Source organism: Cryobacterium sp. M91 (assembly GCF_002929615.1).
In the GTDB taxonomy this organism is placed as follows: domain Bacteria; phylum Actinomycetota; class Actinomycetes; order Actinomycetales; family Microbacteriaceae; genus Cryobacterium; species Cryobacterium levicorallinum.
Genome location: NZ_PJJT01000083.1, coordinates 100,691 through 115,060, shown reverse-complemented (window position 1 = coordinate 115,060; position 14,370 = coordinate 100,691). Strand labels below are relative to the sequence as shown.

The 14,370-nt window shown below is 65.0% G+C and carries 9 protein-coding genes; 4 read left to right on the top strand and 5 right to left on the bottom strand.

What is annotated here, in order from left to right:
* The first annotated feature begins 99 nt into the window (after positions 1–99).
* The 3 genes from CXY80_RS09280 (at position 100) to CXY80_RS09270 (ending at position 6,581) form a co-directional block, all read left to right on the top strand.
* On the top strand, positions 100–1,047 hold the full coding sequence (locus tag CXY80_RS09280) for a glycosyltransferase family 2 protein (protein ID WP_233195212.1): 948 nt from the start codon (positions 100–102) through the stop codon (positions 1,045–1,047).
* A 116-nt stretch (positions 1,048–1,163) separates the two neighbouring features.
* On the top strand, positions 1,164–5,444 hold the full coding sequence (locus tag CXY80_RS09275; RefSeq protein WP_233195211.1) for a LamG-like jellyroll fold domain-containing protein: 4,281 nt from the start codon (positions 1,164–1,166) through the stop codon (positions 5,442–5,444).
* Positions 5,445–5,504: 60 nt separating this feature from the next.
* Positions 5,505–6,581 (top strand): glycosyltransferase, encoded by a 1,077-nt coding sequence (locus CXY80_RS09270; protein ID WP_104132334.1) that lies wholly within the window; start codon positions 5,505–5,507, stop codon positions 6,579–6,581.
* 34 nt (positions 6,582–6,615) lie between these two features.
* On the opposite strand, the gene CXY80_RS09265 is transcribed toward CXY80_RS09270, so the two are convergent.
* From CXY80_RS09265 to CXY80_RS09245, 5 genes are all read right to left on the bottom strand, one after another.
* Entirely contained in the window at positions 6,616–7,611 is a 996-nt protein-coding gene (locus CXY80_RS09265; protein WP_104132333.1) for a glycosyltransferase, read from the bottom strand.
* A complete protein-coding gene (locus CXY80_RS09260) occupies positions 7,611–9,068 on the bottom strand; it encodes a polysaccharide biosynthesis tyrosine autokinase (RefSeq protein WP_104132332.1) in 1,458 nt (485 codons plus the stop codon). The genes CXY80_RS09265 and CXY80_RS09260 overlap by 1 nt, the downstream gene beginning before the upstream one ends.
* Before the next feature lie 148 nt (positions 9,069–9,216).
* The gene (locus CXY80_RS09255; RefSeq protein ID WP_104132331.1) at positions 9,217–9,990 is read right to left on the bottom strand and encodes a CDP-alcohol phosphatidyltransferase family protein; all 774 of its coding nucleotides are present in this window, start codon (positions 9,988–9,990) and stop codon (positions 9,217–9,219) included.
* Positions 9,987–11,240 carry a DUF1972 domain-containing protein gene (locus tag CXY80_RS09250; protein WP_199182246.1) on the bottom strand — a complete coding sequence of 418 codons (1,254 nt, stop codon included), beginning with the start codon at positions 11,238–11,240 and terminating at the stop codon, positions 9,987–9,989. The genes CXY80_RS09255 and CXY80_RS09250 overlap by 4 nt, the downstream gene beginning before the upstream one ends.
* A gap of 1 nt (position 11,241) precedes the next feature.
* On the bottom strand, positions 11,242–12,789 hold the full coding sequence (locus CXY80_RS09245) for a sugar transferase (protein ID WP_104132330.1): 1,548 nt from the start codon (positions 12,787–12,789) through the stop codon (positions 11,242–11,244).
* A 471-nt stretch (positions 12,790–13,260) separates the two neighbouring features.
* Between CXY80_RS09245 and CXY80_RS09240 the strand changes: the two genes are divergently transcribed.
* Positions 13,261–14,310 (top strand): dipeptidase, encoded by a 1,050-nt coding sequence (locus CXY80_RS09240; protein WP_092451758.1) that lies wholly within the window; start codon positions 13,261–13,263, stop codon positions 14,308–14,310.
* The last annotated feature ends 60 nt before the right edge of the window (positions 14,311–14,370 follow it).

The following is a 14,370-nucleotide window of genomic DNA, read 5'->3' as shown; positions in this document are numbered from 1 at the left end:
CCGATGCCGGTAGAGGCCGATCAGCGTGACTGATCGGAGGTGAGCGGCACCGCTGCTTGTGCAGGATTTGTGATGGCGAAATGCCAAAGAGGGGGAATCGTGACCAAAGAATATCCGGGTGGTAAGGCCAGCGTCGTGATCGCGGTCCTCACCTATTGTCGAGCCCATGACCTGGTGGAGTTGCTGCCAGAGCTCCTTGACCAGGCCGCCACGGTTTCTCGGTCGATCGAGATTCTCGTCGTGGACAACGATCCGCACGGCGGTGCACGTGACCAGGTGGCTGCGGTCGCCGCTTCGAGTGGCTCCGTGCCGGTGCGGTACGTGCATGAACCGATTCCTGGGATCGCGGCCGGTCGCAATCGGGCCTTGACGGAAGCAGATCATGCCCAAGTGCTGATCTTCATCGATGATGATGAGCGGCCCACTGCCCAGTGGCTCATGCAGCTTCTCGACACCTACGCTACTTTTCGCCCGGCCGCCGTGGTCGGTCCGGTGCTCTCGCGATACGACACGGAGCCTGAACCGTGGATTCGGGCCGGCGGCTTCTTTGAGCGCCGCCGATTCGCCACGGGGACGCCGGTTTCGCTCGCCGCCACCAACAATCTGCTCCTTGACCTCGTTCAGGTGCGCCGCCTCGGCCTGCAGTTCGACGAACGGTTCGGCATTTCCGGCGGTTCGGATTCGTTGTTCACCCGGCAGCTGCATCGCCTCGGCGGGCAAATGATCTGGTGCGATGAGGCCATTGTCATCGACGTGGTCCCAGCCAGCCGGCTCACCCGAGAATGGGTGCTGCAGCGCGCTTTCCGCATGGGCAACACCTGGAGTCGAATCAATCTCGACGACACCGCGCACGGCGAACGGATGCTCGTGCGAGCCACCATGGTCGCCCGCGGCACCGCGCGGGTACTGGGCGGCCTTGCCCGCTACCTGACCGGATTGATCATCGGACAATTGCCCCATCGGGCCCGGGGGCTGCGCACCGCTGCCCGCGGTGCCGGCATGCTGAGCGGCTCCGTGGGGTCGATTTATCACGAGTACAAGCGCTAGCCCAGCACCAATCCCCTGTATGGGGGGCATTGGTAACTGACAAAGACTCAATATACTGCGAACTAGTGCGGTGGCTATTCGACGGCTACGGTCCAAACCCTAAGTGAGGCCTTCTGGTGGCTGCTCCTCTGCTCATTCCTTCGCGCCGTCTTGTCGATCCAGCGCCCAGTGGAACCCCGCGTCTGGCCCACCTGGCACGGGCAGGCTGGCTCGCTCTGGCGACGGCGGTCGCCGTAATCGCCGGAGTTCTGAGCGTCCCAGCGGTGGCGCTGGCGGATTCCGCACCGGTCGATGTCGGCACTCCGGCCACGGTCGCCGCGGATTCGCTGCCGACGACACAGATCAACGGTGTCGTTTGGACTCAGCTGATCGTGGGGAACACGGTGTACGTGGGAGGGGAATTCACCAGGGCTCGCCCGGCCGGCTCGGCCCGAGGTGCCAACGAGGTGGTGCGCAACAACCTGCTCGCCTACAACCTCACCACCGGACAACTCCTTTCCTCGTTCAACCCCAACGTCAACGGAGCCGTTCGTGCTCTGGTCGCCTCGGCCGACGGTACCCGGGTCTACGCCGGCGGGTCCTTCACCAGGGTCGGTTCGGACACTCGGTACCGCCTGGCGGCCTTTGACACCGGTACGGGCGCCCTGGTCTCCACCTGGAAGCCGGTCGTGAACGCCTCTGTGAAGGCGCTGGGATTCTTCGGCGACACGGTCTATGCCGGAGGAACCTTTTCCACCGCCGGGGGACAGGCTCGCGCCATGACGGCCTCATTCGCTGCGTCCAACGGTGCACTCGGCACCTGGACCGGTACGCCGGCCGGCGGCGGGGTCAACGCACTGACCATCTCGCCTGACGGGGGCCGAGTCGTCATCGGCGGCGCGTTCACCTCGTACAACGGCAGCTCCAACCCCGGCTATGGCATGGCCGCAACGGATGCCGCCACCGGCGCGTCCCTTCCGTGGAAGATCAACTCGATCATTCGTAACGGCGGCAAGGACGCCGCCATCTTGAGCCTGACCTCGTCGGATCAGGGCGTGATCGGAACCGGTTATGTCTTCGGAACCGGCGGAACTCTCGAGGGTGCGTTTCGCGCCAGCTGGGACGAGGGCGCGCTGATCTGGGTCGAGGACTGCCACGGCGATACCTACTCTGCCGTGCCAGTGGGCGACGTCGTCTACACCACCTCGCACGCTCACTTTTGTGGCAACATCGCTGGCCCGCCGCAGACCGACCCGTGGACCTTCCACCGCACCCTGACGTTCACATCGGAGGCGAAGGGAATCATCACCAGAAACCGGACAGGCGGCTCGTATTACAACTTTGAGGGAACGCCCCGGCCCGACCTGCTGACCTTCTACCCGGATATCAATTCGGGCACGTACACCGGTCAAGGGCAGGGACCATGGAACATCACCGCGAATGAGGACTACCTGCTCTATGGCGGCGAGTTCACGATCGTCAACAATAAAGGGCAGCAGGGGCTCGCGCGGTTCGCGGCTCGGACCATCGCCCCGAATAAAGAAGGCCCGCGGGTCACAAATACCTCCTTCGTGGCCGCAGACTTCGTGCCGTCCGTCGCGTCCTTCGTGCCGGGAGGCACCCGGCTGAGCTGGATGAGCGCCTACGACCGTGACAACGAAAACCTCAGCTACGAAGTGCTCAGGGACGGTGTGAGCGTCGCGACTATCCTGGCCGACTCCACCGATTGGGACCGGCCGATGCTCAGTTGGAGCGACACCGGGCTGACACCGGGACAAAGCTACGACTATCGCATCCGCGTGACCGACCCATTCGGCAACAGTCGCATCGGTGCCGTGGCCTCGGTCACGGTTGCCGAGGGAGCGGGGCTGAGTGACTACGCGGCATCCGTTTTGGGTGACTCACCACGGTCTTATTGGCCACTGGGTGAGCCGGAGGGCACAACGGCCTTCGACTGGACCGGCGGAGCCGACCTGGCAGTGCGGTCGGGCGTGACCAGAGATATCTCAGGCGCCATTGCTGAGCAGGCCGCCTCTCGCTTCGACGGAACGGCAAACGGGCTGGCCTCGACCGCAACGGCGGAAGAATCGTCGAACAACTTCAGTGTCGAGGCGTGGGTGAAAACCACAACCACCCGAGGCGGTAAAATCGTTGGATTTGGTGACAAGGCCACCGGCAGCTCGGCCGGGTACGACCGCCACGTCTATATGGACAACGGCGGCAAGATCTGGTTCGGCGCCTACCCCAGCGCGCTTCGCACCATTAATACGAGTGACAGCTATAACGATGGGCAATGGCATCACATTGTGGCCAGCCTCAGCCCGGCGGGCATGACGCTGTACATCGATGGCACGCGCGCGGCCCATCGCTCCGACGTGACGACCGGGCAGGTCTACCAGGGATTCTGGCGAATCGGCGGAGATACCCTCAGCAGCTGGACCAGCCAGCCGACGAGCGGGTACATTGCAGCCGATATCGACGAGGTCGCGCTGTACAACGGCCCGCTGAGCCGTCAGCAGGTGCTCGACCACTACGTCGCATCCGGCCGCACCTCACCGGTGCCGGCCGCCCCCGCCGATGCCTACGGTGCCGCCGTGTACGGTGCTGAACCCGACCTGTACTGGCGGCTCGGCGAAGCTGCCGGAACGCGCGCCCTCGATGCTGGCCTGTTGGGCAATTCCGGAACGTATTCCGGAGCCGTCACGAAGGGTGCGGACGCACTGATCGCCGGGGCGAGCAATACCGCCGCCACCTTCAACGGCGGAACGGTCAGCAGCGACACGCAATTCGTGAATCCGACGACGTACTCGCTCGAGGCCTGGTTCAACACGACCACGACGCAGGGCGGAAAAATCATCGGCTTCGGCAACCGCCAGACCGGGCTGTCGACCAACTATGACCGTCACGTCTACCTGCAGGATGATGGGCGTCTCGTCTTCGGCACCTGGACTGGCAAAGCAAACACGGTCACCTCAGCCGCGTCCTACAACGATGGCGTGAGTCACCACGTAGTCGCCGTGCAGTCTCCCGCCGGCATGCAGCTCTACGTCGACGGCGCACTGGTGGGCACGAATCCGCAACCGGCGGCGCAGGCCTACTCGGGATACTGGCGCATTGGCAGCGACCCTACCTGGGGCTCGAGCAGCCCGGCGCTCGCCGGTACCCTCGACGAGGTTGCGGTTTATTCCACCGCCCTGGCGCCAAGGGTCATCGGTCAGCACTTCACGCTCGGATCGGGAGGAAGCACGGCCAACCTGCCACCGACAGCAGCCTTCGTCTCCTCGGTCGACGACCTGGCCCTGCAGGTTGACGCGGCGTCGTCGTCGGATTCCGACGGACAGATTGCGAGCTATGCGTGGACGTTCGGCGATGGCGCCACCGGCACCGCTGTCCAGGTGAGCCACACGTATGCCGAGTCGGGAATATACGAGGTCACCTTGACCGTGACCGACGATGCCGGGGCCGCCTCGGCCGTCACCGAGTCGGTCACGGTCACCGCCGCCCCGCCGCCAGCCCCGGAGAATGCGCCTCCGGTTGCGGCCTTCACGTCGACGGCCACCGATCTTGCGGTCGCTGTCGACGGCGTCGGTTCGACTGACGCGGACGGCACGATCGCGGGCTACACCTGGGCCTGGGGAGACGGCGCGACCGAATCTGCCGCCGTGGCAACGGCAACCCACGGCTACGCGGGAGCCGGCACCTATGAAATCGTGCTCACGGTCACCGACGATGCCGGTGCAACGGCGAGCGCTTCCCGCAGCGTTGTGGTCACCGACCCGGCGCCAGCGCCGGCGACGGCGTTCGCAGCGGATGCCTTCAGCCGAGCCATGAGCACCGGCTTCGGCGCAGCGGACCTCGGCGGGTCATGGACCACGACCGGATCAGCAGCAAACTACGCGGTCGGTGACGGCGTGGCCAAACTCCGTGCCGTGCCAGGCAGGATGCTCAACGGCTATTTGAGCACGGTGTCAACCACTGAAACCGATCTGACCGTGACAACGAGCGTGCAGCAGGCAGTGACCGGCGGCGGCGTCTACCTCACGGCGATCGGGCGTCGGGTTGGTACGGACGACTATCGGGCCCGCGTTAAGCTGTTGGCCTCCGGGGCGGTGCAGGTGCAGATCCTGCATTATGCGACGAGTCTCAAGTCCTTGACCATCCCCGGCCTCAGCTACGTGGCGGGCGATCAGCTGCAGCTGCGGGTGCAAGTCACCGGCACCATACCGACCACGCTCAAGGCGATGGCGTGGAAGCTCGGTGAGCCTGCCCCTGATATCTGGCAGGTCAGTGCGACGGACTCAACGGCCGCCCTGCAGCAGGCCGGTTCGATCGGGGTGGCGTTCTACGTCAGTGGCTCGGCCACCGTGAGCCCGATGACGGCGACCTTCGATGACCTGATCGCTGTGATGCCCCAGTAATTTGTCCAGGCAAGGCGCTATTTCGATGACAGGCACTGAGCAGGAAAGGGATCGCGCCGGATGCGGATCGTAACCACACGGGCGAGGTTGTACCGAACCCTGCGCAGCGCTTATCTTGAGCGTGCCCATGTGTTGCCGGAGGCGACCATTCTCTATCGGGCGAAACGATACGACTTTCACGAATCCCTGGTGGAGGGGCTCACCGTCGTGCAGGCCGGTCCGGTGCGCGCCGCCTGGCTGCTGGCTCGGTCGAAGGTGACCACCCTCGAAATCAACGAACCGCTTATGCTCTCAAGCGTGTGGGGCAGTGCGCTGGCCATCAGTGGCCTGCGAGCGCGGTCGCTGCTCGGTGGCCCGCGCGCGGCGATCGTCAGCTACGCCATGGAAAACTCAAATCCTCTGGTCCGCCCGGTCGGCGAGGAGGGTCGACTGCGGCGCTTCGCCAACAGCCGCCTGTCGCGGTTTGTCTGGCGGCACACCGATCGCATCGCCTTCGGCACGGATGCCGCGAGAATTACCTACGGCAGCGCCCTGCGTCGGCCGTCGGCCGGAACCACGAGCACCGTCATCCCGGCTTTGCCCGCCCCGTGTGCCTGCCCGGTCGATTCCGGCCCTGGCGAGCCGCGCGTTGTTTTTCTCGGAGCCCTCGTGGCACGAAAGGGCTTTCCTGAACTGCTTGCGGCCTGGCCGAGCGTCACCGCTCTCATCCCCGCAGCGCGGCTGACCATCATCGGCAAGGGGGCCCTCGAAGACCGGGCCCGTCAAACGGCCGAGCAGGACCCGACGATAGAGGTCATTATCGACCCGCCGCGCAGTGAAATTCATGCTCACCTGCGGCGCGCGAGAGTGCTCGCCCTGCCGTCTCAGCCAACGGCAACGTGGCGCGAGCAAATTGGCCTGCCCATAGTTGAGGGCCTGGCCCACGGGTGCAATATCGTCACCACGTCGGAGACCGGCCTCGCGGACTGGCTCACCGAGCACGGCCACGACGTCGTCGCCCCCGGGGCCGGGGTTCCGGCCCTGGCGAACGCGGTCATGCACGCCCTGCAGAAGCGGGTAGGAACTGGCGTGGCCGACCTGCCGGCGGTCGACGGGCGCCTGGCCGCCGACGCCTGGATGTTCGTCGGGACGCGCTAGAAAAGCCAACTCGGTGGATGGGCGCTCAGCGCGCTCAAACGGCGCGCACCGCGCACGCGTACGCCTCCAGGTGCCCGGCCACGCCGGTCTCCCAGGTGCGGGCCGAGAGATCGGGACGAGCCGTGTGGGACGAGAACCGAGCGGCGGCGAGCGCATCGGTGAGGTCCTGGGGCGAGAGTGTGTCGGGGTAGGTCAACACCCAGTCGCCGCCCACCTCGTTCGCCAGCGCCTCGGTGACAGCGTTCCGCGGCACCAAAACGGGGCGGCCGAGAGACAAGGCCAACAGTGTGGCGCCAGAATTGTGCATCTCCTGGTACGGGAGGACGACTAGCTCGGCCTCGCCGATCTCGTGGGCGAGCGTCTCGTCGCTCGCGTAGCCCAGGCTGAATTCGATGCGTGGGTCTCCGGCCGCCAGAGCTCCCAACGTTCGGGCCAGCTCTGGCGTGTGGGGCTGACCGACGATCCGCAGCGTTGCGGACGATTCCGCAGCATCCGTTATCGCCGTGAAGCACTCGATCAGTGTGTTGATGCCCTTATAGGGGCGAATCAGGCCGAAATAGAGCAGGCGACCGGGAACTGTCGAGGGGCAGGTCTGACCGGCATACCACTCGCGGTAATCGCCGTGTGCAATCGTACGTTCGAGCGCGCCCGCCGGAAGCGCAGTGAACGCGTTGAGCCGGATCCACAGGGTGGTTTGGCGGTCGAACGCTTGCAGCAGGCGCCGCTCGGTCGGTGACTTCTCTTCGTGGCTGCGCAGGTTATGCAGCGTACGAACCACGGCCGTGTGGCGCAGCCGCAGTCGCGTCAGCAGAAGTGCGAACAGCAGGCGCCGAGCCAGAGCGCGCGCCGGGGTGCGCCCCTGCAGCAGAATCTCTGGCCAGTGCACATGGAACACGTCGTATGGTGCCATCAACGCACGCCACCAAGAGAATCCGTCAACCTGCACGTGCTCCCGCAGCCCCCGGTCGAGTTGAACGAGGTAGGGGTTGGTCGTGGCGCGGCCCTCCGGAAACGACTGGAGGATGCGCACTACTTGGTCCGCGCCGATTCCGAGTCGCGGCGGCCGGAGTCATCGAACGCGGCTTTGGGCGCTCGGGTGGCCGTGACTCGGTTGACCGGTCCGGTCATTGGTGCGGACACCCCCTTCACGGGTGCGAGCGGTCCGTAGTAGACCTCGGCGCGATGTTCGCGCACCTGGTTCAGTACGATGCCGAGAATGCGGGCGTTGACCGCTTCGAGGGACTCGAGGGTGGTCGTGAGCTGCTGACGGGTGGTCGTTTTGTAGCGAGCCACAACGATGGCGCCGTCGGTGAGGTGAGATAGCCCGAGGGCGTCGGTCGCCGGAAGCAGTGGAGGGGAGTCGACGACGATGAAGTCATAGTCTTCGAGCAGGCGCTTCATCAGCGTTTTCATCGCGGCCGAACCGAGCAGTCGCCCGGGGTTCGGCGGGACGGCACCGGACGGCAGTACATCGAGACCATCGGACCAGCGCACGATGGCATCTTCGGGTCCGACGTCGCCGAGCAAAATTGTGGTGAGGCCGACGTCGCCCTCGAGGTCACACAGCTCGGCGATAGACGGGCGTCGCAGGTCGGCGTCGATCAGCAGCACCTTCGCGGAGCGCTCGGCCATGGCCAGCGCAAGGTTGATGGCGGTCGTGGATTTTCCGTCGCGAGCGACGGCGGAGGTGACGACTGTACTGCGCGGCGGGCTGTCAACGTCGATGAATTCGAGATTGGCGCGCACCCGGCGGTAGGCCTCGGCCAGCGCGCTGTGGGGCATGACCCGCATGGCCAGGCCCGCGGGGTCGGAGCGCCGCTTACGCCCGACCATGCCGAGCAGCGGGTCCGATGAAACCCGGTCGAGGTCCTTCTGCGTGCTCACCCGGGTATCGAGAACCTCCCGGGCCAGGGCATAAAGCACGCCGACCATGAGGCCGAGCAGCAGGCCGGTGAGCACGATGAGTCTGGTATTGGGCGAAAACGGTGCACCGGGGAGTTGCGCGGGTGACACGGTCTTCACCGAGATCGACGGCAAATTGTCGGGGCCCTTGGGTGCCAGGCTCTCCACCGTCGTGGCGAGCGACAGTGAAACGGCGTCGGCCAGCTCGACGGCCTGCTCCGCTGACGTGCTGGTGGAGGTGATATTGATGAACACGGTATTGAGCGGCGTGACGGCGGACACCTGGGCGGCGAGGCTCTGGGGGGTCGTATCCAGTTCCAATCGGGTGATCACCGGGCCGAGAACGGTCGGCGTCGTCGCGAGCTGCGCATAGGACTGTACGAGATTCTGCGTGAAGGTGGAGGTCTGCAGGAGTTCGCTGGTGGTCTCACCGCGATCGCTCGTGACGAAAACACTGTTGGTGGCCTGGAACTGCGGGGGCAGGCTCGCCGCATACCCCCACGCTGCCGCACCGCCGAGCAGCCCGACAATAAGGATGATCAGCCATCGCCTCGTGATGGTTCTCAAATAGTCGATCGGTTCCACAGCATTCTCCGTTCAGTTGCGCCCACACTACAATCAAGCTGATCAAAACTCACATTCGTCGGGCCGCAGCACATCCCCCAGTAGGAGGTACGTCGCCGAATAGTTCAGGGGCGCTGGAATACTCGGTCCAGATGCAGCGGATGCCCAGCTACGGCTGGGTCGCTCCGACGCCGCCCAGCGCGGTCATGTCCCGAAACCACTTGGCCAAAGCGAGCGCCAGATACAGTGCGTTAGCGACAAAGAGCACGGCGTACACCCCGAAGAACAGCGGGGGAGCGCCGAGCAGCACAAACGCGAGGCAGAGCACACCGTAATCGGTCGGCACCCCCAGGAGCGAGCGCAACACCGTGCGGCGAGCGGTCGATGGCGGAGCCAGGGGAGCATGCTTGGCCTTGAGCAAGTCGTTCAGGATCATCGCGAAGAACGATACGGCCGCCACCGCGGTGAACCCGATCGGAACCAGCAGCAAGGCCGGATCAGTGAAGGCAAAATGCGTGAACGCGGTGATCAGCACGGCCAGGTGGAGCGTGGAGATCTTGATGGCGTCGATGACATGGTCAAGCCATTCGCCGGAGGCTGAGCCACCACCACGCAATCGTGCGACCTGGCCATCGGCCGAGTCGAAGGCGTAGCCGACGGCCAGCAGCAGCCACACGGTGATGCCGAGCAGCCAGCTCGGCTCGCCGATCGCGAGCAGCCCGATGGCGCAGAACGTGAAGCCGGCGCTGATCGCCGTCACATTATTGGGGCTGAGTCCCTTCCGATAGGCGCCGGCCGCGATGTAACGGCCGACTCGTCGGTTCACGTAGACCGAGTAGGCGGGCGCACCGCGGGTGGCGGTTTTCTGGGCGGAGGACAACCGGCGTACGGTGTCGAAATAGCCTTCCGTTGGCTGCGCGGTCGGGGCTGGCGTGCTGGTCATAGTGTGATTCCCCTGGACGGTGCGGTTGACGGTTGCCGGCTCATGGTCTCGGGCAGGCTCCAGGTTGACTCCTCGGCACGGCCGCTGCTCTGATGGTGCGTGCTGTAGCCAGCGGCCACACGGCGGGCAAGGCCCTCGTAGCTCGCCGTGACAGTGTCCCAGTTGTATAACTTCGCCGCCCGCTCCTGCAGCGCGGTTCCGACCTCGGCGGTGCGATCGGGGCTCCGCTCGGAGTCTTCGATCAGGGCGCCGAGCGAGTCCGCGTGGCTGAAGTAGGCACCGTGGGTGCCGAGCACCTCCCGGTTGAAGACGACATCCCAGGCGATGACCTTGGTGCCGGCACCCATCGCCCGCAGCAGCGAGGGGTTGGTTCCGCCGACGGAATGGCCGTGTAGGTAGGTGCGCGCGTGCGCGTACAGCTGGTCGAGCTGGCCCTGGTCCCAGACGCTTCCGATCATGCGGATACGCGAATCGGAGGCGGCCAGGTCGGCAATGCGATTGATGTGATCGACCGCGTACGGTGCAGAGCCGACCACCACGAGCGGAAGCAGGGCGCCGCTGGCCCGGTAGCCTTCGACGATCACATCGACATGGTTCTCCGGCTCGAACCGAGCGACGACGAGGTGGTAGCCGCCGGGGAGGAGGCCGAGTTCGGCGAGCCGATCGCACGGGGTGTCCGTAAGAATCTTGGTGCCGTACGAGATCAGCGCGGTGGGCACCTCGAACTCATCCTGGTAGTAGTCGACGATTCCCTGCGCGTCGGCGATCAGGGCATCCGCTTCACGAACAGCTACCTCCTCGGCCCACCGATAATAGCGGCGGCCGGTTGGGCCCCACTTGTCGCGCTTCCACTCGAGTCCGTCCACGTGCACAACGCTGGGAATTCCGCGCAGGCGCAACAGAGGGACGAACGGTGCATTGGCGGCGTTGAAGACGAACGCGACATCGAGGCGGCGATGGGTGGTCGCGTGCAGCACCGAGAGCCCGGTGTGGCTGAGGGTTTCGAGAATCTTGTGCCGCAGGGCCGGCAGCTCAACCAGCGTCATGCCGAGATATTCTTTTGGCGCGGGCTCTACCGTGTGGCGGCAGTACACGGTTACGTCGTGGCCGCGGTCGACCATTCGCCGGCCGATCTCCTCGACGGCCGTTTCAAAACCACCGTAGGTGGCGGGTACTCCGCGGGTGCCGATCATTGCGATGTGCAGGCGTCGTTGGCTGGTGGGCGCAGTGAGTTCGGTCCCCACGGTCATGTCAATACGCCCCTACTGGTTGGATGACGGTCTTGAAGGTGCGCCAGATGATCATCAGATCGCCGGCCAGCGACCAGTTCTCGACGTAGTACAGGTCGAGCCGAACGCTGTCTTCCCAACTCAGGTTGGAACGCCCGTTGACCTGCCACATGCCGGTCAGACCGGGCTTGATATAAAGGCGTCGGTGCACGTGGGTCTCGTAGCCCTGCACTTCCTCCGGAAGCGGCGGACGGGGGCCGACCAGACTCATTTCACCCACAAAGATGTTCCAGAGCTGGGGCAGCTCGTCGAGCGAGTACTTGCGCAGCACCCGGCCGATCTTGGTGATGCGGGGGTCATTGCGAATCTTGAACAGCACCCCGGCGGCCTCGTTCTGGTCGAGGAGGCCAGCCAGGTCGTCTTCGGCCGTCTCCACCATGGAACGGAACTTGATCATGCGGAAGGTCTGGCCATTGCGGCCGCAACGCTCCTGGCGAAACAGCACCGGGCCGGGGCTGTCGATCTTGATCAGCACAGCGATCACGGCCAGGACGGGCAGCAGAAACACGATGGCGAGTCCGGTCGTCACGATGTCCAGGGTGCGTTTGAGGGCATGACGGGCCCCTTCGAACCGGGGGATTTCGACGTGGATCAGCGGGAGGCCGTCAACGGGACGGAAGTGGATGCGGGGACCAGCGACATCCGTTAGCCGGCTGGAGAGAACGAGCTCGGCCGACGTGCCCTCGAGGTCCCAGCCGAGGTTGCGGATGTAGGCGCTGCCACCGCTGGGCTGTCCGGCCACGATGACCGTGTCGACGCCCATGGCCGATGCGGCCGCGGCGACATGTTCGAGATCGGACACGATCGGCACCAGGCGGTCGCCAGCGGCTATCTCAGCGCTGTCGCTCTCTTCGAGTGCGGCCCCGACGATGTAGTACGCGGCGCCAGACTTGGTGTCGATCTGGCTGACGACATACTCAACGTCCTCCCGGTTTCCCACCACGATGACCCGGGCAAGATAGTGGCCGAACGTGCGCTGGTGCAGCAGCCATTTGCGCCACAACCACCGTTCGAATACCAGGGCGATCACGCCGAGGGGCAGCGCGAGAATGAAAAAGAGGCGCGCGATGTCAACCTGCAAGATGAGAAAGGCGATGGCGAGCATGCCGAAGGTCACGGCGCTCGCATTCACCACCTGTTTGTACTCGTGCGCTCCCGCACCCACCACGCGCGAATCGCGAGTATGGAACAGCTCGAGAGCGACGAGCCAGGTCACCACGATCAGCAGGGACACCAGCCAATAATTGGCGCTGAACGATCCGGGAACGGCCGGAATACCGCGCACACCGAACCGAAAGACCAGGGCAACAGCCACGGCCAGCACGATGACGGTGACATCGGTCAGTCGCAGCTTCGTGCGGTAGCGGCGCGCCCAGATGAGTCCCGACGACGGGGTGTCGAGCGCGATGTCACAGGTGGCTGACGCAGCCTGGTCGACGAGACGGAGCTTCGGCGCGCGACGAAGGGAATCGCCTACCGGGAGTGGCGCGGGGGAGTCGGGTTCACTCATGCGTGCTTCCCGGTGTGATCGAACGCCAGGGCGCGGCCAGATAGGGGCAATCGGGTGCGCGAGGCACCGGACTGGCGCAGGCTGCGCTGACGGTGGAGCGACGGGTCGGGGTGTGTGTCACGTTGCATTCCCTGCAGTCGGGTTTACAGGAACAGGTGGTCTTAGCGACAAGGTGACGATGCTGGCACTTGTCTCTCGGTGGAGCGCGGCAGTGAAGATGATTCTTTCTCAGCAACTTACTGGCAGAGACTACCCCGATTCAAGTCGGCCGCGCTGTAACCTCAACGGGGGGCAGCTTCCCCGTGCCGGGTAGGGCAGTCCGTCACGGGCCATGTTTGTGTCGCCACGAACGGCTTGGCGTCTCATTAACGTGCGGTATTGCGGCACACTTGGGCGTTATCGGCGGCCGCGCACCCGCACGGCGCGGGTCGTAGGCTGATCGGAGCCAACGCATTGCCGGGGAGAATTCACATGACCGAAAGATTTACGAGATTTCCTGTCATTGACGGACACAACGATCTTGCCTGGGCCTGCCGCGCGCATCGTGACTATTCCGTCAGCGGACTCGATTCCGAGCAGGATTCTGGGCGCAGCGCGCTTCAAACGGATGTCCCCAAGTTGCGTCGCGGAGGCGTACACGGCCAGTTCTGGTCGGTTTGGGTGCACACCGATCTGGAGGGGACGGATTCGGTCCAGGCAACCCTCGAGCAGATCGACTTCATTCACCGCCTGATTGCGGCGTATCCCGACGACTTCGAGTGGGCCGTCACGGCCGACGACGTCGAGCGCGCCCAGCTGAATGGAAGAATCGCGTCGCTGCTGGGCGTTGAAGGCGGCAATCAGATCAACAACTCGCTCGCCGTGCTGCGCGAATACGCCCGCCTGGGTGTGCGGTATATGACGCTGACCTGGAATTCCTCGACCGAGTGGGCTGACGCAGCAGTGGGCGATGTGACCCACGACGGAATAAATGATCGAGGTAGAGCAGTCATCGCGGAGATGAACCGCATCGGCATGATGATCGACCTCTCGCACGTCTCGGCCGCGACCATGCAGGACGCGCTGGACGCGACCGAGCTGCCGCTCATCTTCAGCCACTCGTCGTGCTTTGCCCTCAACCCCCACCCGCGGAACGTGCCGGATCAGATTCTCACCCAGCTCAAGGCCAACAATGGTGTGCAGATGATCACCTTCGTGCCCGCGTTCATCTCGGCCGACTACCGACGCTGGGAAGACGAAGGCTCGGCGGGGTACAAGCCGCTCGTGACGGTCGCGCACGTTGCCGACCATGTTGAGCATGCCCGGCGGGTGGCCGGCGTCGACCACATCGGCCTCGGCGGTGACTTCGACGGCTGCCCCGACATGCCGGTTGGTCTGGCCGACGTCTCGGAGTACCCGAACCTGTTCGCCGAGCTGTCGCGTCGCGGTTGGAGCGACGCTGACCTGGCCAAGCTCGGCTACCAGAACGTGCTGCGCGTGCTGCGCGCGAACGACCCCGCCTATCGCGCGTTTATCGCGTAACGGCTGCTGCCGGTGAACGGATGCTGCGGCATCCGCTTGTTTCGTGCGGCTCTGCACAGG